Source organism: Citrobacter sp. Cpo037 (genome assembly GCF_030332945.1).
In the GTDB taxonomy this organism is placed as follows: domain Bacteria; phylum Pseudomonadota; class Gammaproteobacteria; order Enterobacterales; family Enterobacteriaceae; genus Citrobacter; species Citrobacter portucalensis.
This window is the reverse complement of record NZ_JAOWGW010000062.1, coordinates 150,717-171,755: the sequence shown is the minus strand read 5'-3', so window position 1 is coordinate 171,755 and position 21,039 is coordinate 150,717. Positions and strand designations below refer to the sequence as shown.

Annotated in this window: 23 protein-coding genes; 2 read left to right on the top strand and 21 right to left on the bottom strand. The window is 55.6% G+C overall.

All coding sequences use genetic code 11. The features are described 5' to 3' along the window. Window positions 1-39: 39 nt before the first annotated feature. The 9 genes from cysA to OGX94_RS12555 form a co-directional block, all read right to left on the bottom strand. Window positions 40-1,137: a sulfate/thiosulfate ABC transporter ATP-binding protein CysA gene (cysA, locus tag OGX94_RS12595; RefSeq protein ID WP_286569347.1), complete on the bottom strand. Its 1,098-nt coding sequence runs from the start codon at window positions 1,135-1,137 to the stop codon at window positions 40-42. Next, window positions 1,127-2,002 carry a sulfate/thiosulfate ABC transporter permease CysW gene (gene cysW, locus OGX94_RS12590; RefSeq protein WP_003038064.1) on the bottom strand — a complete coding sequence of 292 codons (876 nt, stop codon included), beginning with the start codon at window positions 2,000-2,002 and terminating at the stop codon, window positions 1,127-1,129. The genes cysA and cysW overlap by 11 nt, the downstream gene beginning before the upstream one ends. Then, on the bottom strand, window positions 2,002-2,835 hold the full coding sequence (gene cysT / locus OGX94_RS12585) for a sulfate/thiosulfate ABC transporter permease CysT (protein WP_003038061.1): 834 nt from the start codon (window positions 2,833-2,835) through the stop codon (window positions 2,002-2,004). Before cysT ends, cysW begins: the two co-directional genes overlap by 1 nt. Next, a complete protein-coding gene (cysP, locus tag OGX94_RS12580; protein ID WP_003835019.1) occupies window positions 2,836-3,852 on the bottom strand; it encodes a thiosulfate/sulfate ABC transporter substrate-binding protein CysP in 1,017 nt (338 codons plus the stop codon). It lies immediately after the preceding gene. Window positions 3,853-4,009: 157 nt separating this feature from the next. Beyond that, window positions 4,010-4,801, bottom strand: a complete 792-nt coding sequence (ucpA, locus tag OGX94_RS12575) for an SDR family oxidoreductase UcpA (protein WP_003835020.1) — start codon at window positions 4,799-4,801, stop codon at window positions 4,010-4,012. Between the two features lie 172 nt (window positions 4,802-4,973). Next, window positions 4,974-5,873, bottom strand: coding sequence for a porphyrinogen peroxidase (gene yfeX, locus OGX94_RS12570; RefSeq protein WP_286569343.1), 900 nt, complete (start codon window positions 5,871-5,873; stop codon window positions 4,974-4,976). 93 nt (window positions 5,874-5,966) lie between these two features. After that, on the bottom strand, window positions 5,967-6,542 hold the full coding sequence (locus tag OGX94_RS12565; protein ID WP_003835025.1) for an RpoE-regulated lipoprotein: 576 nt from the start codon (window positions 6,540-6,542) through the stop codon (window positions 5,967-5,969). A 59-nt stretch (window positions 6,543-6,601) separates the two neighbouring features. Then, the gene (locus tag OGX94_RS12560) at window positions 6,602-7,051 is read right to left on the bottom strand and encodes a DUF2919 domain-containing protein (RefSeq protein ID WP_003835027.1); all 450 of its coding nucleotides are present in this window, start codon (window positions 7,049-7,051) and stop codon (window positions 6,602-6,604) included. Further along, complete coding sequence (locus tag OGX94_RS12555; RefSeq protein WP_003038048.1) at window positions 7,038-7,463, bottom strand: GNAT family acetyltransferase; 426 nt, start codon at window positions 7,461-7,463, stop codon at window positions 7,038-7,040. The genes OGX94_RS12560 and OGX94_RS12555 overlap by 14 nt, the downstream gene beginning before the upstream one ends. 212 nt (window positions 7,464-7,675) lie before the next feature. Here OGX94_RS12555 and amiA point away from each other — a divergent pair, with 212 nt between their 5' ends. Then, window positions 7,676-8,545 (top strand): N-acetylmuramoyl-L-alanine amidase AmiA, encoded by an 870-nt coding sequence (amiA, locus tag OGX94_RS12550; protein ID WP_003038046.1) that lies wholly within the window; start codon window positions 7,676-7,678, stop codon window positions 8,543-8,545. 2 nt (window positions 8,546-8,547) lie between these two features. Beyond that, entirely contained in the window at window positions 8,548-9,447 is a 900-nt protein-coding gene (gene hemF, locus OGX94_RS12545; protein ID WP_003835030.1) for an oxygen-dependent coproporphyrinogen oxidase, read from the top strand. Between the two features lie 95 nt (window positions 9,448-9,542). Here hemF and eutR read toward each other — a convergent pair whose 3' ends face one another. From eutR to eutM, 12 genes are all read right to left on the bottom strand, one after another. Continuing rightward, window positions 9,543-10,595 carry an HTH-type transcriptional regulator EutR gene (gene eutR, locus OGX94_RS12540; protein WP_003835032.1) on the bottom strand — a complete coding sequence of 351 codons (1,053 nt, stop codon included), beginning with the start codon at window positions 10,593-10,595 and terminating at the stop codon, window positions 9,543-9,545. Window positions 10,596-10,643: 48 nt separating this feature from the next. Further along, window positions 10,644-11,174, bottom strand: a complete 531-nt coding sequence (gene eutK, locus OGX94_RS12535) for an ethanolamine utilization microcompartment protein EutK (RefSeq protein WP_003835033.1) — start codon at window positions 11,172-11,174, stop codon at window positions 10,644-10,646. Window positions 11,175-11,185: 11 nt separating this feature from the next. Further along, window positions 11,186-11,845, bottom strand: coding sequence for an ethanolamine utilization microcompartment protein EutL (eutL, locus tag OGX94_RS12530; RefSeq protein WP_063941688.1), 660 nt, complete (start codon window positions 11,843-11,845; stop codon window positions 11,186-11,188). Window positions 11,846-11,854: 9 nt separating this feature from the next. Beyond that, entirely contained in the window at window positions 11,855-12,751 is an 897-nt protein-coding gene (eutC, locus tag OGX94_RS12525) for an ethanolamine ammonia-lyase subunit EutC (protein ID WP_008785418.1), read from the bottom strand. A 20-nt stretch (window positions 12,752-12,771) separates the two neighbouring features. Beyond that, complete coding sequence (gene eutB / locus OGX94_RS12520; RefSeq protein ID WP_003038029.1) at window positions 12,772-14,133, bottom strand: ethanolamine ammonia-lyase subunit alpha; 1,362 nt, start codon at window positions 14,131-14,133, stop codon at window positions 12,772-12,774. An 11-nt stretch (window positions 14,134-14,144) separates the two neighbouring features. Further along, window positions 14,145-15,548 (bottom strand): ethanolamine ammonia-lyase reactivating factor EutA, encoded by a 1,404-nt coding sequence (gene eutA / locus OGX94_RS12515; RefSeq protein WP_257661772.1) that lies wholly within the window; start codon window positions 15,546-15,548, stop codon window positions 14,145-14,147. Next, window positions 15,545-16,777: an ethanolamine utilization protein EutH gene (gene eutH / locus OGX94_RS12510; RefSeq protein WP_003835043.1), complete on the bottom strand. Its 1,233-nt coding sequence runs from the start codon at window positions 16,775-16,777 to the stop codon at window positions 15,545-15,547. Before eutH ends, eutA begins: the two co-directional genes overlap by 4 nt. A 119-nt stretch (window positions 16,778-16,896) precedes the next feature. Further along, the gene (eutG, locus tag OGX94_RS12505) at window positions 16,897-18,084 is read right to left on the bottom strand and encodes an ethanolamine utilization ethanol dehydrogenase EutG (RefSeq protein ID WP_148361673.1); all 1,188 of its coding nucleotides are present in this window, start codon (window positions 18,082-18,084) and stop codon (window positions 16,897-16,899) included. Beyond that, the gene (eutJ, locus tag OGX94_RS12500) at window positions 18,074-18,913 is read right to left on the bottom strand and encodes an ethanolamine utilization protein EutJ (RefSeq protein ID WP_063941690.1); all 840 of its coding nucleotides are present in this window, start codon (window positions 18,911-18,913) and stop codon (window positions 18,074-18,076) included. Before eutJ ends, eutG begins: the two co-directional genes overlap by 11 nt. A 12-nt stretch (window positions 18,914-18,925) precedes the next feature. After that, window positions 18,926-20,329 (bottom strand): aldehyde dehydrogenase family protein, encoded by a 1,404-nt coding sequence (locus OGX94_RS12495; protein WP_003835050.1) that lies wholly within the window; start codon window positions 20,327-20,329, stop codon window positions 18,926-18,928. Between the two features lie 11 nt (window positions 20,330-20,340). Then, window positions 20,341-20,628 carry an ethanolamine utilization microcompartment protein EutN gene (gene eutN, locus OGX94_RS12490; protein WP_003038011.1) on the bottom strand — a complete coding sequence of 96 codons (288 nt, stop codon included), beginning with the start codon at window positions 20,626-20,628 and terminating at the stop codon, window positions 20,341-20,343. Between the two features lie 114 nt (window positions 20,629-20,742). Further along, window positions 20,743-21,036 carry an ethanolamine utilization microcompartment protein EutM gene (gene eutM / locus OGX94_RS12485; RefSeq protein WP_003835054.1) on the bottom strand — a complete coding sequence of 98 codons (294 nt, stop codon included), beginning with the start codon at window positions 21,034-21,036 and terminating at the stop codon, window positions 20,743-20,745. Window positions 21,037-21,039 lie beyond the last annotated feature (3 nt).

Genomic DNA, 21,039 nt, shown 5'->3' with positions numbered 1-21,039 from the left:
GCACAGCGCCACCGGATGATAACTATACGAATTAACCTATCAGGCGCTTTGCGCCAGGGCAAGTTCCTCTTCCCGCGTTTCAATACGCTGGTCGCCGTTATACAGACGCGCATTTTGCAGCCCGACAAACAAACGTTCGCCGCGGCTTGGGGAATCATCGCCCTGCATGATGACCGTCAGCGGCTCGTTGTACCACCCCAGGGGTTGCACAACTAATTGGGTGTAGTGTCCTTTCGGGCTGGCTTCCAGCACCTGTACCGGCAACGGCGAATCCAGGCTGGTACGACGGCTCACGTCCACTTCCCACGGACGCAGGAACAAATCCACCGGTCCCTGATAGCCTGGCGTATAACCCAGCGGCCAGCGGTGTGCGCCCACGTGGAATTGCCCACCGCGAATCGTCCCCTGCAGGCGGTTAACCTCACCCATAAATTCCAGAACAAAACGGGTAGCCGGTTCGCGCCATACCTGATCTGGCGCATCAGCCTGTTCGATATGCCCCTGGCTCATCACCACCACGCGGTCTGCGACTTCCGTTGCTTCTTCCTGGTCGTGGGTCACAAACACGCTGGTAAACTTCAGCTCTTCATGCAGCTGGCGCAGCCAGCGACGCAGTTCTTTACGCACCTGCGCATCAAGCGCGCCAAACGGCTCGTCGAGCAGCAGGATCTGCGGCTCTACCGCCAGCGCACGCGCCAACGCCACGCGCTGTTTTTGGCCGCCGGAGAGCTGTGCCGGAAAACGGTCCGCCAGATGAGCCAGTTGAACCATTTCCAGCAGTTTGGTCACTTTTGCTTTGATGGCCGCCGCATTCGGGCGCTCACGCCGTGGCAGGACCGTCAGACCAAACGCGATATTGTCGAAAACGGTCATATGACGAAACAGCGCATAGTGCTGGAACACGAACCCCACCTTACGGTCGCGGGCGTGCAATCGGCTAACGTCGGTACCGTGAAAACGGATATGCCCGCTGGACTGATGCTCCAGCCCGGCAATAATGCGCAGCAGCGTGGTTTTGCCCGAGCCAGACGGCCCCAGCAGCGCAACCATCTGACCTGAAGGAATATCCAGCGAGATATCGTTCAGCACCTGGGTGCGACCAAAAGACTTCTTAATATTGGAAATCTCAATGCTCATGATTTTCCTCCTGCTGCGCGCGTTTCTCCTGGTTCTCCAGACGCCATTGCAACATGCTCTTCAAAAACAGGGTAATAATCGCCATCAGCGTTAATAGCGCCGCGGCGGTAAAGGAGCCGACCGTGTTGTAGTCCTGCTCCAGTAATTCAATCTGTAGCGGCAGCGATAAGGTTTCGCCGCGAATCGAGCCGGAAACCACTGACACCGCGCCAAACTCACCAATCGCACGGGCGTTGGTCAACACCACACCGTACAGCAATGCCCAACGGATATTCGGCAGCGTCACGCGGCGGAACATCTGCCAGCCGGACGCGCCAAGCAGCACAGCCGCTTCATCTTCATTGCTACCCTGGCTTAACATCACCGGCACCAGCTCACGCACCACAAACGGACAGGTCACGAACACTGTCACCAGCACCATCCCCGGCCAGGCAAACATAATTTGCAGGTTATGCTCATCCAGCCATCCGCCAAGCGGGCCGTTAGAGCCGTAAAACAGCAGATAGACCAGGCCGGCAACCACCGGCGAGACAGCAAATGGAATATCCAGCAACGTCAGCAATAGTTGGCGTCCGGGGAAGTTAAAGCGGGTCACCAGCCAGGCCAGCAACACGCCAAACACCAGGTTCACCGGCACCGCAATCAGCGCAATCAGCACCGTCAGCCAGATGGCATGCAGCATGTCCGGGTCCGCCAGATTCTGTAATACCGGCATTAATCCCTTGCTAAACGCCTGCACGAAGATGTAAATCATCGGCACCAGCAAAATAAACGCGGAGACCAGCATGCCCGTGCCGATCAGGAACCATTTCCCCCAGTTGATGCGGGGTGCGCCATAGCGTTTCAATTGGGTAATGTCTGCCATCAGTGACCTACCACACGTCGACCAAAGCGACTTTGCAGAGTGTTAATTGAAAACAGCAGCAACAACGAAGCCCCGAGGATCACAGAAGCAATCGCGCTGGCGGCCGGGTAGTCAAACTCCTGCAAGCGAACAAAAATCATCAGCGAGGTCACTTCCGTCTTCCATGCGATGTTTCCGGCGATAAAAATAACCGCGCCAAACTCACCGAGGCTGCGGGTAAACGACAGCGCAACGCCCGCCACCAGCGCGGGAGACAGCTCCGGCAGCACTACTTTACGGAAACTTTGCCAGCGCGTAGCACCGAGTGTTTCAGCGGCTTCTTCATATTCCGGGCCTAACTCTTCCAGTACTGGTTGCACAGTACGCACCACAAACGGAATGCTGGTAAAGGCCATCGCTACCGCGATACCGAGCCAGGTGTAGGTCACCTTGATATCCAGCTTCGCCAGCCACTCGCCGTAGAAGCCATTAACCGAAAACAGTGACGCCAGCGTCAGACCTGCCACCGCCGTAGGCAGTGCAAACGGCAGGTCCATCAGCGCATCCAACAGCGTACGGCCCGGAAAGCGATAGCGGGTTAATATCCACGCCATCAGCAAACCGAACACGCCGTTAAAAATCGACGCCACAAACGCCGACAGCAGCGTCACTTTATAAGCCGCCACCACCTGCGGATTGGTAATCACATCCCAGTATTGCGCCCAGCTCATTTGCGCCAGTTGCATCACCAGCGCGCTCAGCGGCAGCAGCAATATCAGGCAGACAAACAGTAAGCTGGTGCCCAGGCTCAAAGTGAAGCCGGGCAGCACGCGTCGGGAAGAAACAGCAAACATTTACTTACGCCCCGCCGCCAGCAGTTTGTCCAGCTCACCGCCGCTGACAAAATGTGTTTTCATCACTTCAGGCCACGAGCCAAACTTATCTTCCACACGGAACAATTCGGTCTGCGGGAATTTATCTTTCAGCTTGTCCATTACCTGTGGGTTATTCACGCGGTAGTAGAAATCGGTAATGATGGTTTGCGCCTGCGGGCTGTACAGCCAGTTCAGGTAAGCTTTCGCCGCTTTTTCAGTACCGTTGGCCTGCACATTTTTATCTACCCAGGCCACCGGGAACTCCGCCAGAATGTTGACCTTCGGCACCACCACTTCGAAGCCCTGGTCTTCATACTGTTTACGGATATTGTTCACTTCCGATTCAAAGGTAATCAGTACGTCGCCCAGACCGCGCTCCACGAAGGTGGTAGTTGCACCACGACCGCCGGTATCAAATACTTCCACGTTTTTCAGAAACTGGGTCATGAACTGTTCGGTTTTAGCTTTATCCCCACCGTCCGCTTTATCTGCCGCGCCCCACGCTGCCAGATAGGTATAGCGTGCGTTACCGGAGGTTTTCGGGTTCGGGAAAATCAGCTTCACGTCCGGGCGAACCAGATCGTTCCATTCATGGATATTCTTCGGGTTGCCCTTACGCACCAAAAACGCCATGGTGGAATAGAATGGCGAACTGTTATTCGGCAGGCGGCTTTGCCAGTCGGCAGGGATCAGCTTGCCTTTGTCATGCAGGATCTGCACGTCGGTCACCTGGTTATAGGTCACGACGTCAGCTTTCAGCCCCTGCAAAATCGCCAACGCCTGTTTTGATGACCCGGCATGAGATTGTTTAATCGTCAGTTTGTCGCCGCCGTTATCCTTCGCCCATTGCTGTTCAAACGGCGGATTAAGGGCGGCAAACAGCTCGCGGGAAACATCGTATGAACTGTTCAGCAGTTCCGTTGCCTGCGCCTGCCCCACCAGCAACAGCATGGCTGCCAGCGTCAGTGTTCTTTTTTTCAGTAAGTTAACGGCCATTGCGCACCCTTATAAATTAAATGACTTTCTTATGGTCATCATATTTATAACCAGTGCTAAAGGAGTAACGGTTTTATATACCGTTTGATGATTTGAAAGTTGAAAAGAGAATAAGGGGTACCTCCTCCCCAGCACATGGGGAGGAGACCGGCATCAATCAGACGCCGACGCTTACGCTTTCAGGCAAAGTGCTGCCGCCATCAATCACGTTTTGCGTGCCAGTTAAATAACTGGACTCATCCGATGCCAGGAACGCCGCCAGTTCACCGACCTCAAGCGGGCAGGCCAGACGACGCATCGGGATCGCTTTAGCCATTTCGACTAAAACGGATTCAGGATCTTCCGGGTTAGACTGACGCGCAATGCTTTCCGCCATCGGCGTACGAACGTAGCCAGGGCAAATGGCATTCACGCGAATGCCGGACTGCGCATATTCTACCGCCAGGGATTTGGTCAAACCGATGATCGCGGCTTTCGACAGCGCGTAGGCCGTTTCGCCCGGGTCAGCAACCATATCGCCGGTCACCGATGACATCATCACGATGCGCCCATCTTTGCGCGCAATCATCTCCGGCAGAACGGCTTTCGTCACGTTCCAGACGCCTTTAATGTTGATATCAATGTGAAAATCGCGATCTTCATCGCTCATATCAAGGAAGTTGCCGAGGCGGCATACGCCGGCATTGTTCACCAGAATATCGATTTTGCCTTCAATCTGCTTCGCGCGCGTCACCGCTTCCTTGACCGACGCAAAATCTCTGACGTCAGCGTGAACGGCTGTGCAACGGTGCCCACGCCCAGCCAACTCATCCGCCAGTTTTTCAATCTCATCGGAGATATCCAGCAGGATTAAGTTCGCACCATGGCGGGCAAACGTTCTGGCGATACCCTCGCCAATACCCTGAGATGCGCCCGTAATCAATGCTGTTTTGCCCGTGAGTTTTCCCATTTCAATATTCTCCTTTTGAATATGAAGCCTTCGCTTCATTCACGCAGAAGATACAGCAATAACAAATTAGTGCTGAGGAATAGCTCACTAAATCAGGTTAATCTCAGGTAAAAAAAATCCCCGACGATGCGGGGATGTCTATTTCGTGGCCGATAACAGGATCAGCTCACCATTACAGCGCCATTAAACGGTCCAGCGACGGTGCAAAGTAATAGCCGCCGGTTACCGGTTTGGTGAAGCGCAGCATCGCATCACGCTTACCGTCAGTGTCACCAAACATGCTCAGCAATTGTTGTTCAATGTTGTGCAGACGAGCGCAGTAGGCGCAGAAATAGAGACCATGCGTGCCGCTGGCAGTACCGTATGGCAGGCTCTGGCGCACAATTTTCAGCCCTTTACCGTCTTCTTTGAGGTCAACACGGCTCAGGTGAGAGGTGACCGGACGGTCATCACCGTCAATCTCTTCGTTGGCTTCCTTGGTGCGACCAATCATCATTTCCTGGTCATGGATGCTCATGCGATTAAGCTGCTTCAGGTTATGTTCCCAACGCTGTACAAACACATAGCTGCCACCGGCATCCACGCCATCTTTGATAACGGCAACTTCACGGCGCGTTTCTTCGCCTGCCGGATTTTCCGTACCGTCAACAAAGCCGCTGAGATCGCGCTCTTCGACCCAACGGAAACCGTGGATTTCTTCTTTGACTTCAATACAGTCGCCAAATGCTTCCATTGCCGCGTGCGCAACGGAGAAATTCACGTCATGACGCAAAGAGAGAATATGGATCAACACGTCATATTGGGTTGCTGGTGCCAGACCTTTACCGTAAGGGATAAAGTCTTTTAACTCTTCAGCACCAACGCCGCCGCTCAATGCACGCCAGGTATTGTTGCCAAAAGCGACAACCGCGCCCAGATGCGCATCCGGGAACTTAGCTTCAAAGGTCGCCAGCTTATCGGCGAAGGTTTTGCTGGCCGCACGCAGGGCCTCAACGTCGCCTTTAACATTGGCTTCAATCCAAATCGCCGCACGGCAATGTTCTGGCAAAATGCCACTCTGAACCTGAGACATTGTTCCTCCTGAAAAAAAGATGCCACGACATCGTGGCATTGATGGGCGCTATTCTACCTGTTTTTTTAACAAGCCGATTTGTTCAGACGCAAATTAACGCCGCCAGATAATTTTGCTTACTTTCCACGCTTTCAGCGTGTCGTCAGACGGCATTATATCCTCAGGCCCGCTCCATTCACCGGAAAAAATATAGCTAATATGTTGACTTCCCTCAGCTTTACACTCAACGCCCGCGCTGTCATCGCCGGTTGCTTTTTGGCAATTACCGAAAGCTTTAGTGTAAAGGTCGCTAAACGGTGTACCGATTTCGACACCCGCGGCTGACGAAATATCGTGATCTAATATATCAATACGACTGATGGTTCCCTGGCTGCCGTTGATGACTATCGCCAGCTTGTCGTCTTTCATCGCTTCATAGAAGCGCACCACATTACCGTTATCGGTCTTCATTCCGCTACGCAGGCGGTAATCACCGTCCAGCGCATCAGCAATGGCTTTTTCATCCAGCGGCGTAGCGCCCGTTAACGCTCCGACGCCCTGCTCTGTGACCTGCGTTGAAGAACCAAACCAGTTCCACGGATTGGCGGCAGACCAGTTCACCGAGGACAACGTTGAACACCCGGCCAGTAGCAGCGGCATCGCGCATAAAGTCAAACGCAGTGATTTCATTTCACTTCCTTCCTTATTTATCAACGTTGCTTGGAGTCCGGTTTCCCCAAAAAGTGCCGTTATTCTTTCTCAAGGGAAAAACAGGCGCGCAGACGTTGATTGGTTAACAGCCAGATCAGCGCGACAATATCCGCCACCAGCAGCGCCAGTCCGACGCCATTGAGCGGATCGCCTGCCAGCCACATCACCGGCTGCCAGCACAGCAGCACTAGTTGAGCGAGAATCAATAATCCGCGCAGCCAGCGCCAGATCACCGGAAACGCAAAGCGTCGCCCGCTGAGTAAAAACGCCAACACGGCGGGAACGCCGGGAAGCAACCCCAGCCAGAATGCGTCATGATCGGGATAAAACAGATTCAGCAAGGTGTTGCCCTGCTCACGGGAAGAACCGGCAATCACAAACAAAACCCAGGTGCGTGCCTGCAACAGCAGTACGCACCAGAAGAGAAAAGGCAGGCGCAGACGCCCATGACCATCATAGTCGGCCGGATGAAACTCAGTACTCTTCATCTTCGATCAAACGCTTGCCCAGATTGAGTACATCCGCATGTTCATAGCCCAGACGTTCATACATGCCCTGTACGACGTCGTTATCGTCACGCACCATGATTTGAATCTTCGGACAACCGCGGGCAATGAGCTTTTTCTCCAGCCGGTTGAGCAGCGCATTGGCAATACCGCGTCCGCGAAACTCAGGATGCACGCCCAGGTAATAGGCGGAACCGCGATGCCCGTCGTATCCGCCCATCACCGTGCCGACCACCTCGCCGTTCACTTCAGCAACGAGGAACAAGCTGACGTCATGATTGACTTTACGTTCGATGTCCATTTCGGGGTCGTTCCATGGACGCAGCAAATCACAACGCTCCCAGAGGGTAATCACCTCTTCGAAATCTTCCTGGCGAAAAACGCGTATTTCCATGGTATTGGGTACCTTTTCAGGACGTTAAAAAGCGATTATGGCGCGAACGGCTGATTTAGCCAATATCTGACGCGAAGCGGCGGAAAAAATGGCATAATACGGAATTGTCACGTATTGAAATGAAAAGTAAAACAATTCTTATCTCGATCCGTCGCAACGGACTACGCGATACGATATAACGTTTAGAACCTTTTTTTTACAACTCAGGCCGTATGAGCACTTTTAAACCACTAAAAACACTCACATCGCGCCGCCAGGTGCTGAAAGCCGGGCTGGCCGCCCTGACGCTGTCAGGCATGTCACAAGCCATCGCTAAAGAAGAAGCGCTAAAGACCAGCAATGGACACAGCAAACCGAAAGCGAAAAAATCCGGTGCTAAGCGCGTTGTTGTCCTTGATCCGGGGCACGGAGGGATTGATACCGGCGCAATTGGTCGCAACGGCTCGAAAGAAAAGCACGTTGTGTTAGCTATTGCCAAAAACGTGCGCTCGATCCTACGCAACCAAGGGATTGATGCACGCCTGACCCGCTCCGGCGATACGTTTATTCCGCTCTACGATCGCGTCGAGATCGCCCACAAGCATGGTGCCGATCTGTTCATGTCGATCCACGCCGACGGTTTTACCAATCCGAGCGCTGCAGGTGCTTCGGTCTTTGCCTTATCCAATCGCGGCGCCAGTAGCGCCATGGCGAAATATCTGTCCGATCGTGAAAACCGGGCCGATGAAGTCGCCGGAAAGAAGGCCACTGACAAAGATCATTTGTTGCAGCAGGTGCTGTTCGATCTGGTGCAAACTGACACCATAAAAAACAGCCTGACGTTAGGCTCGCATATTCTTAAGAAGATCAAGCCGGTACACCGTCTGCACAGTCGCAGCACGGAACAGGCCGCCTTCGTGGTGCTAAAATCACCTTCGATTCCGTCGGTCCTGGTCGAAACCTCGTTCATCACCAACCCGGAAGAAGAACGATTGCTGGGTACGGCGGCGTTTCGTCAGAAAATCGCCACCGCTATCGCCAATGGCATCATCAGCTATTTCCACTGGTTTGATAACCAGAAAGCCCACTCGAAGAAACGTTAACCATGAAGCCCGATGCACAGCGCGTAAAACAGTTCCTGCTCAGCCTGCAGGAGGAGATTTGTCAGCAGTTATCCACCGTAGACGGCAGCGAATTTGTTGAGGATAACTGGCAACGCGAAGCGGGCGGCGGCGGGCGCAGTCGGGTGTTGCGTAACGGCGGTATTTTCGAGCAAGCAGGCGTTAATTTCTCTCACGTCCACGGCGATGCTATGCCGGCCTCAGCTACCGCGCATCGCCCGGAGCTTGCCGGGCGCAGCTTTGAAGCGATGGGCGTCTCGCTGGTGGTGCACCCGCAGAATCCCTACATTCCAACCAGCCATGCCAACGTACGGTTTTTTATCGCGGAAAAACCGGGGGCCGATCCCGTGTGGTGGTTTGGCGGCGGCTTTGACTTAACGCCCTACTACGGCTTTGATGAGGATGCGGTTCACTGGCATCGCACGGCGCGGGATCTGTGCCAGCCGTTTGGCGATGACGTTTATCCACGTTACAAAAAGTGGTGCGATGACTACTTCTTCCTCAAGCACCGCAACGAGCAGCGCGGCATTGGCGGGCTGTTTTTCGATGATTTGAATACCCCTGATTTCGACCACTGCTTCGCTTTTATGCAGGCAGTAGGTCAAGGTTACACCGAGGCGTATCTGCCCATCGTCGAACGCCGCAAAATGATGAGCTGGGGCGAGCGCGAGCGTAATTTCCAGCTTTATCGTCGTGGGCGCTATGTGGAATTTAATCTGGTGTGGGATCGCGGCACGTTGTTCGGTTTGCAAACCGGCGGACGCACGGAATCGATTCTGATGTCGATGCCGCCGCTGGTACGCTGGGAGTATGACTGGCAGCCGGAAGCAAACAGCCCGGAAGCTGCCCTTAGCGAGTTTATTCAGGTCCGCGACTGGGTGTAATTGCCTGATGGCGCTACGCTTATCAGGCCTACAACAACGGCAACCCCGTAGGCCGGATAAGACGCGTTAGCGTCGCATCCGGCACAATAGTCTCATCATGCCCACTGGCGCATACGCTGATGCAGCGTCAACGATGGTTTCTCCGCAAACAGCTGCTGGTAGTCGGTGGCAAATTGCCCTAAATGCCAGAATCCCCACTGCATGGCGGCGTCTTTCACCGTCGCACTCTGCGACCATGGGCTTATCAACTCACGGCGCACGGCGTTCAGGCGAATACGTTTCAACCATGCATTCGGGCCAATACCGAGGATCGCGTGAAAGGCGTTTTGCAACGTCCGGCGGCTAACGTGCAGTTGATTGCATAAGTCGAGCACGGTCAGCGGCTCTGACATATTTTCCAGCACATATTCGCGCGCACGCGACAGCAAGCGACGATAACTCTGATGGCTGATGCTCTCCGCAGTCATAATCGGCTGCGCTTCTTCCAGCATGGTGCCCATCGCCAGCAGCAGGTTATCCCCCAACACTTTACGCACCGCGGGTTGGTGAAGGTTTTCAGGATTCTCACTAAACGTCGCCAGCGCCTGCTGCACAAAGCCCCATAGCGCGGCTTTGTGTTGTTCTTTAACTTCCAGCGCCGACTGATTGCGCAGCATATGCAACACCCTTTCCGGGTTATGCAGGAAGTTGGCCTGACGAGCAATGGCCTCTTCCGAAATGACGACACCCAAAATGGTGTAATCATCCGGCGTACTCAGTTCAAACTCCGTCCCGCCTGGGCGGGTGGCAATTTCAGCGCTACCCAAACACTGGGTACCAATAAATCCCTGCTCGCCGCGCGTGGCCGGAATGCCAAACCAAAATGAGTTTGGCCAGACAAGGCACGACTGACGCAGCGCCAGTCCGGTGTATTCACGGAACACCTGAATATCATCGAGCAGGATTTCCGTGAACTCGCCATGAAATTTTCCCGGATGCAACTGGTCGTAGATCTGCTGCCAGGCGGTAATCGTCAGCGCATGCTCATACACATCCGTTGTTCGCCGTTGGTGAACGTTGTCCACTTCCACTTTCGGCGTCAGTTTAACGTCTTCGGGTAATACTTCATGATAAAGATGGTGCAAGTTTGCAGTACGGTTCTTTTTCATGATCTTTTAAGCCGGAAGCTTCAACGAAGCCCCCGGCCCTCCGACAAGTTAATTTTTTAAGCGGTAGCGACTACTGCGTTTACGCAACGCTCCATCAGAAAAGAGCTGTTCCAGCGCATTTCTGGCTTCATCAAGTGACCAGCCAAAGTGGGCAGCCACTTCCCCTGCCGTCATTCCTTGACGGACCGATGCTAACAGCGTCAGAAGTTGGGCAGAGGATTCAGACGTCACTGGGGCGTCCTGTGTCTTCTCTGGTTTCACTTCTGTTTTCGCTTCTGGCTTCTGTTCAGGTTTCTTCGGCTGGCGTTTAAAACCGCCGATCAGCCACTGGGTGTCATCGTCCGGCCGGCCTATTTCCTTACGGCTGATAACACGGCCCGTACGCGCTGCGGCTGCACTGCCAGCATCCAGCGCTGCCCGGCATGCCGCCAGATCGCCTTCCACCACCAGCGTCAGCCGACCAGGATCGAGCACTTCGTGGCTAAGCAGACGCACGTTCGCGGCTTTCAGCATGGCATCGGCCGCGTCCACGGCAGCCACCATGCCATCCACTTCCAGTAATCCCAGTGCATTGATCATCACTACCTCTCTTACGCGCGCTGGATTGGATTACGGGCAATATCCAGAACGGCATCGGTAAAGGCGTTACATGCGGCTTTACAAGCGGCCTGGCTACCGGTCAAAAACGCGGCTGAATAGTTAGTTTCTGACGGCGGTGGTACATAGGTCACCAGTTGTACATCGGCAGATTTCAGCGCGGCATCAATACCAAATGTCGCTTCCAGCGGCGGAGCTACCAGATACGCCATCGGATCACCCAGTCGGCATCCCGCGGTTGCGGAGAGATACGAACCGGTACGCGAAACCACATGCGCCAGGAAGGCGGTATCTTCTGCGTCATTCGCCCACTGGAATGCCGCCCCGCTTTCAATATTGGCCACCATCGCGTCCAGACCCGCGCGAACTTCGGCCGGGTTTGGTCCACCGAGCATAATCAGCACTTCGCCCGATGTTGGAGAAGGACTGTGCGCCGCACCGGCATACAGCGAGCGGCCATAAACCACTTCGACCATTGCCTGTTTTGTCGCTTCGTCTGCGGCAATATACGCCACGTCATCAGAATCTGCTGTGATGAGTCCGAGGCTACGTATATGTGGCGGCAACTTAAGTTCGCGGGCAAAACCGTCATTAACCGAGGCAATCACGCGCATCGCGGTGACTGAAGGTCTAATCAAATCTAATGCTGGCATGATGCCTCCTTAACGGGTCATATTGATGCCGGATGCTTTTTGCTCCAGCATGCGCTTGGCCAAATCCACAATTACTGCTGCCGCTTCAACCGGAGGCGTACCGCCCTGGTGAATGTTCGAGATGCAGGTACGGTCAGCCTCAACGGTGGTTGCCACACGCGGCGAATAGACGGCGTAGCAAGAAAGACTTTCCGACTGACCGAGGCCCGGACGTTCACCAACCAGCAGGATTACCGCTTTTGCACCCAGCAGTTCGCCGATCTGATCTTCGATTTTCACGCGCCCATAGCGAACAAAGAACGGCGTCCCGACTTTCAATCCAGCCTGTTTTAAGCCCGACAACAGCGGCGGCAGGATCTCTTCGTAGTTGGCGGTAATCGCGTCGGTAGACAGGCCATCAGAAATAATCACCTGCACATCCGGATTCATTACACACTGTGATTTCAGTGCTTCAATGGCTTCCGCACTCAGACGACGCCCCATGTCCGGACGCGTCAGATACAGGTTTTTGTCGCTGATTTCCGAGCGCACTTCCAGCAGCCCCTGGGCTTTTACCCACTCTTCCGGTACTTCTTTCAATACCGTATCTTTCGAACGTGAGTGGTCAGCCAGGAAACGCAGCAGCGCCTGGGTACGCGGACGAGGACCGGCACGACCGGTACATACACGCGCAGCGGTGCTACGGCGAAGTTCAGTCAACACCTCTGCACGGTGCGGATTCTCTACGCCAATCCATGCTTTGGCTTCGGCTGAGCCTAAGTCCATCGCGCAGCTTTCACCGGTCGGCGCGGCGCACTGCGTGGTGCTGCATTTTGCTGGTGCTGACGGTTCTTGAGCCTGCGGTTGAGACTCACCCATTGACGCCATTACGCTGCGTACAATTTCTTCAATCTGTTTTTGATCCATCGTGTGTCATCCCCGCGTCATCAGAAGAACAGTGACGGATCGCCCGCCCGTTTGGTCAGGCGACCGTTTGCCATAATGCCCATGGTTTCCAGCCAACGTTCAAACTCCGGCGACGGACGCAGGTTCAGCAGCTGACGCACGGTCGCGGTGTCGTGGAAGGCGGTGGTCTGATAGTTGAGCATGATGTCGTCACCGAGCGGCATGCCCATGATGTAGTTGCAGCCAGCGGTGGCGAGCAGAATCATCAGGTTTTCGTTAAGGTTCTGGTCAGCATCAGCATGGTTGGTGTAGCAGCAGTCGCAGCCCATCGAGATGCCGCTCAGCTTGCCCATAAAGTGATCTTCCAGACCCGCGCGAATAATCTGACGGTCGTTGTAGAGATACTCCGGCCCGATAAAGCCCACCACGGTGTTCACCAGGAACGGATCGTAGTGACGTGCCAGCCCGTAGTTACGCGCTTCCATCGTCACCTGATCGGCGCCGAAGTTCGCGCCCGCGGAAAGCGCAGACCCTTGCCCGGTTTCGAAGTACAGGCAGTTTTCCCCGGCGATACGGTTGAACTCAGCGCCCACTGCACGCGCTTCATCCAGCATGGCCAGCTCAACGCCAAACTCTTTTAAGCCTTTTTCGCTACCGCAGATACTCTGGAAAATCAGCCCGCCCGGCGCACCGCGACGAATCGCTTCGATCTGGGTAGTCACGTGTGCCAGTACGCAGCCCTGGGTCGGGATGTTGAATTTGTCGATAACGCCGTACACGGTATCCAGTACGCGGCTTAAGTTTTCCACGTCATCCGTTACCGGGTTAACACCAATCACCGCATCGCCCGCCCCGAAGGACAGCCCTTCGTAGATTTGTGCCGCAATACTCTGCACGTCATCACGGGTGTCGTTCGGCTGTAAACGGCAGCTGAAGGTGCCCGGCAGACCGATGGTGGTATTGGCCTTTTTGATCACCGGCATTTTCTTACCGCCGTAGATCAGGTCCGCGTTAGAGCAGATTTTTGCTACCGCAGCGACCACTTCCGACGTTAACCCTTTGCGCGTAAACGCAATGTCATCAACGGAGGTTTCATCGCTCAGCACGTACTCGCGCAGCTCGCTGATACTCCAGTTTTTGATACGGTTATATGCCGTTTCGTTGACGTCATCCTGAATCAGACGCGTTACACAGTCCTCTTCATAGGAAATCACCGGGTTATTGCGGATATCCGCCACCGTCATTTCCGACAGTACCTGCTTGGCCGCCACGCGCTCCTGCGAACTGGTTGCAGCCACTCCTGCCAGCACATCCCCCGAACGCAGTTCGTTGGCTTTTGCCAGCACCTCTTTAACATCCTTAAACTGATAAACATTGCCGAACAATGTGGTCTTTAGTTTCATAAGTCGTTCCCTCAGGAAGGAAATGCGAGTGATTTCACCGTCACCGGCACAACCGATCCGCCAAAAAGAGGCGTACCAATGTCGATATAGTCCCCCGCCCGGACAACCACCTCATCGATGACTGCCAGCGGGTGTTGCTGTAACTGTGGGCGTAACAGCATGCCCAGGGCCTTACCAAAATCCTGCTCGGCTACCACCAGCAGGGGATGCGGATTCGGATAGCGCGCGACGAAGGCCAGCAGCGCATCAATCACCGTTAACAGCGCGGCGTAGCGCACCGGCAGTGAACCGGGCAGCGCCAGCACGTAGGCGTCTGTTTGCGGGTCAAGATCGAGCTGCATTAGCGCCTGTTGCCAGGCGGCCACCAAATCAGCCTCATCAACCGGAATCGCCACCGGCAGATTGCGCAGCGGAAGCGCCACACCTTCCAGCCAGATAGTGCTGCCCGAAAGCGACAGCGTATGCGCACCGGCGCCAATCACCGTGGCGCGCACGGTTTGCGCCGGGAACTGCACGTTCATCTCACGCAGGCGCGGATGTTCATGCAGCGCCGTCGCTAACAGCGGGCCAATGTCGGAAAAACAGAATGGATCGGCAGGTTGGTTGCGGTAGCATTCGCCCACCCCGCCGGACAACGTAATCACTTCCGGCTTCACGCCCGCCGGTAACAGGCCGGTTTGCATCAGCGCCTGCGCCAGCGGTGATAACGTGCCGTCAATCACCTCCACAATCAGCGCCGCCATCCGTCGGGCTACCTGAACAAGCTGCACCGCATTGAGGGTTCGGGCGTCGGTGCCCGGACCAAATACGTCATCAACAATCATCTGTCCCGGCTGATGCGCATGCACAACGCGCCCCTGGCCGTCCGTTTCCAGCAATCGTCCGCCGACGTTGAGGCAAGCCGAACCGCTGACCTTTCCGGCATCGAACAGAACGTAGTTCGACGTACCGCCACCGATGTCGATATTCAGTACGCGGCACAACTTCTGCTCGGACAGGGTTTGTGCCCCCGCACCGTGACCGGCAATCACCGATTCCAGATGCGGACCGGCGCTGGCCACCACAAAATCCCCCAGCGACTGAGAGAGCGCCATCACCGCCGGTCGCGCATTGCGGGTTTTGGCACTTTCTCCGGTGATGATGATCGCGCCGGAATCGACAGTCTCAGGCGCAATACCCGCCGCCTGATACTGGGCGAGGATCAGCGCCTTAAGTTCGGCCTCTTTCAACCCGCCCTGCTTATCAACGGGGGTAAAGAACACCGGGCTTTGCCAGCTAATTTCGCGTTTGATGAATTCGTAGCGCGGCACCTGCGACACTGCCGCACGGTTAACCAGTTCAAGGCGCGAGAAAATCACCTGAGTGGTAGTGGTGCCGATATCGATACCGACGCTCAGTAGCTGGCGAGTATTCACGATTGCGCCTCCGGGTTGGTTTCTACTTCTGCTGGCACATCTTCATCTTTCGGTACCAACAGCATAGCCACACCAATCGCCGTCACGCCGCCAATCAACTTGCCGACAATCATCGGGAAGATCATCGCGTTCATGTTGGCAGCGGCGAAGCCTAAGTGGTCACCCAATGCAAAGGCCGCGGAGACCGCAAAGGCGCAGTTGATCACTTTGCCGCGGGTATCCATATTCTTCATCATGCCGAACATTGGGATGTTGTTCGCCAGCGTCGCGACCATGCCGGCAGCCGCAATATTATTGATTTTTAACAGGTTACCGACACTCATCAGCGGTTTTTCAAACCAGCGAGTCAGCAGCAGTACCATTGGGTACGCACCGAGCAGTACGCAGGAAATAGAACCGATAACTTCGATGGCGCGCATCACTTCACCCGGCTTGTCGCCCGGAGCCATGAAGATAGGATCAAGACCTGGGATCAGCTCCCAGCCGAGCAGGAATTTAACCACCGCTGCTGCCAGGCCGATGGTGATCAGCGCCACCAGGAATTTCGCGAAGATCTGGAAGCCGTTGATCATTTTTTCCGGGATGAATTTCAGTCCCAGCGCCACCAGCACAGCCACGATCAACACCGGGATCATATTCATCAGGATCAGCGCGAAGGTGAATTCCACCGGCTGTCCGTTGATTTCGACGCCGGAGTACATCGCAATCAAACCGCCCGCAATACAACCAATTGGAATGGTGACAATACCCGCCAGCACGCCCAGCGCCAGATAACGACGGTCAGACGGTTCAATAATCCCCAGCGCAACCGGAATGGAGAAGACCAGCGTCGGCCCCATCATCGCCCCGAGGATCAGGCCAGAGTACAGCCACGCCGCAACGTCGCCGCCCGCCAGTTCTTTCGCCAGGAAGAAGCCACCCATATCGCACGCCAGCAGCGTTCCGGCAAACATCGACGGGTTCGCGCCCAACATTTCATACAGCGGAATAATTACTGGCCCGAGCACATGCGCCAGAACCGGTGCCAGCGCGGTCATACCGACCATCGCCAGGCCCAGCGCGCCCATCGCCATAAAACCTTCTTCAAACTGGCCGCCCGATCCCTCAATACTCTTACCGAACTTCCCGAGGAAGCGTGCCGAACCGCCGAACTGCGACAGGATCCTGTCCACGGCGGCAATCAGCATAAAGAACATCATGATGTACATGATGATTTCGTTAATTCCCATAGCCCCTACTCCCTGTCATTTGTGATTTGTAGGCCGGATAAGACGTTTACGTCGCCTCCGGCATTAACGCCGTGTTATTGCCGGATGGCGGTGCGAGCACCTTATCCGGCCTACAGGCATTACCCGGCAGCCGCGTACAGGTCGATGATCTGTGTCTGCGTGGCGGTGCGTGGGTTACTGCGAATACAAATATCCTCCAGCGCGGCGTGAGCCCATGCGCTGTACTGCTCGGGCTTTGCCCCAACGTCAGAGAGTCGTTTGGTCTGGCCCACTTCGCTAATCAACTCGCTGACCGCGTTGATAGCATCACGATCGTCCGATTTCTTGTTGGTTAACGCGCGTCCGATATGGCTGAAGCGCTCACGACACACCATGCGGTTGAACCCCATTACCGTAGGAAGCAGCATGGCGTTAGCCTGTCCGTGTGGAATGTGCAACGTCGCCCCCGGCTGGTGCGCCATCGCATGGCACAGGCCAAGCCCAGCGCTGGAAAACGCCATCCCGGCCATACAGGAAGCCAGCAGCATGCTTTCGCGCGCAGCCAGATCCTGACCGTAGCCGACGGCCTTCGGCAGCGATTTACCGATCATCGCTATCGCGCCAATCGCCAGGCTGTCGGTAAACGGCGTCGCGTTCAGTGCGCTATACGCTTCAACGGCGTGCGTCAATGCATCAATCCCGGTCATCGCCGTTACGTGTGCAGGCACGCCTTCCGTCAATGCGGCGTCAAGGATCGCCACATCCGGCATCAGAGTTGCGTGGGCCAGCACTTTTTTGAGTCCGGTCGCGGCGTCAATAATCACCGTGACGTTCGTGGTTTCTGAGCCCGTTCCGGCGGTAGTCGGTACGGCAATCAGCGGCAGACGCGGGCGTAACACGCTACGCTCGTCCATGTCAGCCAGCGTCTGGGTAGGATTGGTCACCAGCAACGCCACTGCCTTGGCGGCATCCAGCACGGAACCGCCACCGAAAGCCACGACGCCGTCGCACTTTGATTCACGCAGTTGCGCGACTGCCGCGCAGACGTCCGTAATGCACGGTTCACCTACCGGACATGGCCACAGCGTCATTGCCACACCTTTCATCGCCAGGCTGCGCTCCAGTGCGGCGGTCATCCCCGCCTGATGCAGAAAGCTGTCAACCATGACGAACATATGCGTCAGTCCGCGCGTTTGTGCTTCCTGTCCGCAGGTACTGAGCGCTCCCAGTCCACATAACGTAACCGGGGGAACGCTAAACGTTTTTACGCGTTGCAGATTCAGGGTATCGAATGCCTGAAAGAGCGCGGTCTGCAATTCAGCTTGCATAGATTCCTTCCGCTTTTTCTTTTCCGCTGTTTGCAATCGCCAGCGGAGTCATAAACAGGCTGTGCTGGGGTAAATGCACCTGCAGTTCCGGGAAACGCTTACGGAACAGTTCATCAACGCCCGGCTGCATACAGGAGCCACCCGCCAGCCACAAATCAGCGACACTCTGTCCGGCAATATGGTGCGCCACGATTTCTGCCATCTTTTCGTAGACAGGCTTCACCACCGGCCAGATTTCTTTGCCATTGCTGCGCTTGTACTGCTCGGCTTCCTCCAACTGGATACGACGGTTCCCGGCCAGCGTCAGAGAGATATGGTGCCCGCCGGTCGCTTCATCAGCGGAGTAAGTCACTTTTCCCTGTTTAACAATTGCAATCCCGGTAGTGCCACCACCAATATCCACCACTCCGGCGTTATCAAGCTGCAACAGATCCGCCACCGCGGTTGGTTCGTCGAGGACATGGCTCACTTCAAGCCCGGCAGACTCCAGCACGTTAATAGAGATGCGTGGGTCAGTTCCCGGTGGAAACGAGGTTGCCGCATGGGTAAAACGGCAACCCAGCTGTTGTTCGAGCGTATCGAGATGGCGACGAACGATGGTCACCGCACCAAAGAAATCCCAGACGATGCCATCGCGCACGACATCGGCCCAGTCCAGGCAAACCGCGACCGGCTGTCCGTCACTGTCCACAACCATCGACACCACATCACACGTTCCCAAATCAATGCCCAACCACAGCGGTGAATCGCTCTTTGCGGGCGTCTGGTTACATAGCGTTGCCGCTTTTAGCAGTCTGGGTGTCAACCAACGTTGTTCGTCGTGCGCCATCTCATTTACTCCTTATACAATTCTGAAGGCGTCTACCAACACACAGCGACGCAGACGCACAAACGTACGCGCACTGGTCACCCCTTCCCCGGTTGGTGTGGTAATGGTCATCGTGGTCCAGCCTTCACCGCCCAGTCCAAGACCGGCAATGCACGGTCCGTTCTTAACGAAGATGCTGGTATCAATGGCGTTTGCCATACGGTTCATATTTTCGATATTGCGTGAGTGCATCGCCGCCGTATGGTGGCAGCCGCCTTCCAGCTTGACCGCCAGTTCAATGGCTTCATCGACGTTGGCAACCCGTACGACCGGCAGCACCGGCATCATCAGTTCGGTAACGGCAAACGGATGCGTCGCGGAGGTTTCGACGAATAACAGACGGGTTTGCTCCGGTACGTTCAGACCAATCGCCGCAGCGATTTTTCCGGCATCGCGCCCGACCCAGTCACGACTGACTGTGCCTTTACCGCGCTCATCGATATTTTTCAGCAGCACCGGCTGCAGCTGTTCGGCTTGAGCCGCGGTCAGTTTCACCGCATGCTGGCTTTCCATCAGACGCATCAGTTCATCAGCGACGCTATCGACCACGATCAGCACTTTTTCGTCGGCGCAGATGATGTTGTTGTCAAACGATGCACCTTTGACTATCGACTGCGCCGCGCGTGCCAGGTCAGCCGTTTCATCAACCACCACTGGCGGATTACCCGCACCAGCGGCAATCAGACGTTTGTTGGTGTGCTTACGCGCGGCGTCCACTACGGCTTCACCACCGGTCACCACCAGCAGGCCGATACCTGGGTACTTGAACAGACGCTGGGCAGTCTCGATATCCGGGTTGGCAACCGTCACCAACAGGTTTGCCGGACCGCCTGCGGCAACCACCGCCTGGTTAAGCAGAGTGATAGCGCGCTGAGAGACTTTTTTCGCCGCCGGATGCGGTGCGAAAACCACGCTGTTACCAGCGGCAATCAGGCTGATGGCGTTGTTAATGACGGTCGCGGCCGGGTTGGTGGATGGGGTTACCGAGGCCACCACGCCCCACGGCGCGTTTTCAATCAGCGTCAGACCGTTATCGCCGGTCAGAACCTGTGGAGACAGGCATTCCACACCCGGCGTGCCGCGCGCCTGCGCCACGTTTTTGGCAAATTTATCTTCGACACGTCCCATGCCGGTTTCAGTGACGGCAAGTTCCGCTAATTCTCTGGCGTGCTTTTCGCCCGCCTCACGTAGAGCCGTGATAGCCAGTTGGCGCATGGCGACGCTTTTCAGCCCCTGCTGGGCCAGTTTTGCTGCCGCCACTGCGTCATCCAGGGAGGCAAAAACGCCCATTTCTTGAACGGCACTGACGGGTTGGCTGCTGTCTTTCATTTTCAGCAGTACCGCTTTCACGACCTGTTCAATATCCTGTTGATTCATGATTTTCTGCCTTATTTATGGAAGATCACCTGACCACCTGCCACCACTTCATCGACAATGCCAATCACGCACAGATCGACAGGCGATGATTCATTCCGGTGCGCCTGACGGGCGGAGCTTCCGCTGACCAGCAGCACCCACTCTCCGGTTCCCGCCCCGATGCTGTCGATAGCAACAGCACATTGCCCATCGGGATTTCCCTGGGCGTCAATCATTTCCACCATCAGCAACTTGTCGTGCGCGAGCCCCTGATGGCGTACGGTACAAACAATTTGTCCTGTAACGATTGCCAGTTTCATACGCGCCTCCGTGGCATATTTCAGGTAAAACCTCCCCCTACCCTCCGCAGAAGGTAATGTGAAAAGGAGAGAGGGTGACGCCAGCAATGAAGTCTGTGGCGTCACATGGACGACTTACATGTCGTTGCTGTCGCCTTTAAAGCTGATCGGGAACACTTCTTCCAGATCGCCGTGCGGACGTGGGATCACGTGTACTGAAACCAGCTCGCCAATACGCTGTGCTGCCGCAGCACCTGCGTCCGTTGCAGCTTTACATGCCGCTACGTCGCCACGGACCATGGCAGTGACCAGACCGCCACCGATCTGCTTCACGCCAACCAGTTTCACGCGTGCCGCTTTAACCATTGCGTCAGAAGCCTCAATCAGTGCAACCAGGCCCCGGGTTTCAATCATTCCTAATGCTTCCATTGT

What these genes read in the sequence shown, in the direction of transcription:
- cysA (WP_286569347.1), bottom strand. Translation starts at nt 1,137, where the DNA reads ATGAGCATTGAGATTTCCAATATTAAGAAGTCTTTTGGTCGCACCCAG.
- cysW (WP_003038064.1), bottom strand. Translation starts at nt 2,002, where the DNA reads ATGGCAGACATTACCCAATTGAAACGCTATGGCGCACCCCGCATCAAC.
- cysT (WP_003038061.1), bottom strand. Translation starts at nt 2,835, where the DNA reads ATGTTTGCTGTTTCTTCCCGACGCGTGCTGCCCGGCTTCACTTTGAGC.
- cysP (WP_003835019.1), bottom strand. Translation starts at nt 3,852, where the DNA reads ATGGCCGTTAACTTACTGAAAAAAAGAACACTGACGCTGGCAGCCATG.
- ucpA (WP_003835020.1), bottom strand. Translation starts at nt 4,801, where the DNA reads ATGGGAAAACTCACGGGCAAAACAGCATTGATTACGGGCGCATCTCAG.
- yfeX (WP_286569343.1), bottom strand. Translation starts at nt 5,873, where the DNA reads ATGTCTCAGGTTCAGAGTGGCATTTTGCCAGAACATTGCCGTGCGGCG.
- OGX94_RS12565 (WP_003835025.1), bottom strand. Translation starts at nt 6,542, where the DNA reads ATGAAATCACTGCGTTTGACTTTATGCGCGATGCCGCTGCTACTGGCC.
- OGX94_RS12560 (WP_003835027.1), bottom strand. Translation starts at nt 7,051, where the DNA reads ATGAAGAGTACTGAGTTTCATCCGGCCGACTATGATGGTCATGGGCGT.
- OGX94_RS12555 (WP_003038048.1), bottom strand. Translation starts at nt 7,463, where the DNA reads ATGGAAATACGCGTTTTTCGCCAGGAAGATTTCGAAGAGGTGATTACC.
- amiA (WP_003038046.1), top strand. Translation starts at nt 7,676, where the DNA reads ATGAGCACTTTTAAACCACTAAAAACACTCACATCGCGCCGCCAGGTG.
- hemF (WP_003835030.1), top strand. Translation starts at nt 8,548, where the DNA reads ATGAAGCCCGATGCACAGCGCGTAAAACAGTTCCTGCTCAGCCTGCAG.
- eutR (WP_003835032.1), bottom strand. Translation starts at nt 10,595, where the DNA reads ATGAAAAAGAACCGTACTGCAAACTTGCACCATCTTTATCATGAAGTA.
- eutK (WP_003835033.1), bottom strand. Translation starts at nt 11,174, where the DNA reads ATGATCAATGCACTGGGATTACTGGAAGTGGATGGCATGGTGGCTGCC.
- eutL (WP_063941688.1), bottom strand. Translation starts at nt 11,845, where the DNA reads ATGCCAGCATTAGATTTGATTAGACCTTCAGTCACCGCGATGCGCGTG.
- eutC (WP_008785418.1), bottom strand. Translation starts at nt 12,751, where the DNA reads ATGGATCAAAAACAGATTGAAGAAATTGTACGCAGCGTAATGGCGTCA.
- eutB (WP_003038029.1), bottom strand. Translation starts at nt 14,133, where the DNA reads ATGAAACTAAAGACCACATTGTTCGGCAATGTTTATCAGTTTAAGGAT.
- eutH (WP_003835043.1), bottom strand. Translation starts at nt 16,777, where the DNA reads ATGGGAATTAACGAAATCATCATGTACATCATGATGTTCTTTATGCTG.
- eutG (WP_148361673.1), bottom strand. Translation starts at nt 18,084, where the DNA reads ATGCAAGCTGAATTGCAGACCGCGCTCTTTCAGGCATTCGATACCCTG.
- eutJ (WP_063941690.1), bottom strand. Translation starts at nt 18,913, where the DNA reads ATGGCGCACGACGAACAACGTTGGTTGACACCCAGACTGCTAAAAGCG.
- OGX94_RS12495 (WP_003835050.1), bottom strand. Translation starts at nt 20,329, where the DNA reads ATGAATCAACAGGATATTGAACAGGTCGTGAAAGCGGTACTGCTGAAA.
- eutN (WP_003038011.1), bottom strand. Translation starts at nt 20,628, where the DNA reads ATGAAACTGGCAATCGTTACAGGACAAATTGTTTGTACCGTACGCCAT.
- eutM (WP_003835054.1), bottom strand. Translation starts at nt 21,036, where the DNA reads ATGGAAGCATTAGGAATGATTGAAACCCGGGGCCTGGTTGCACTGATT.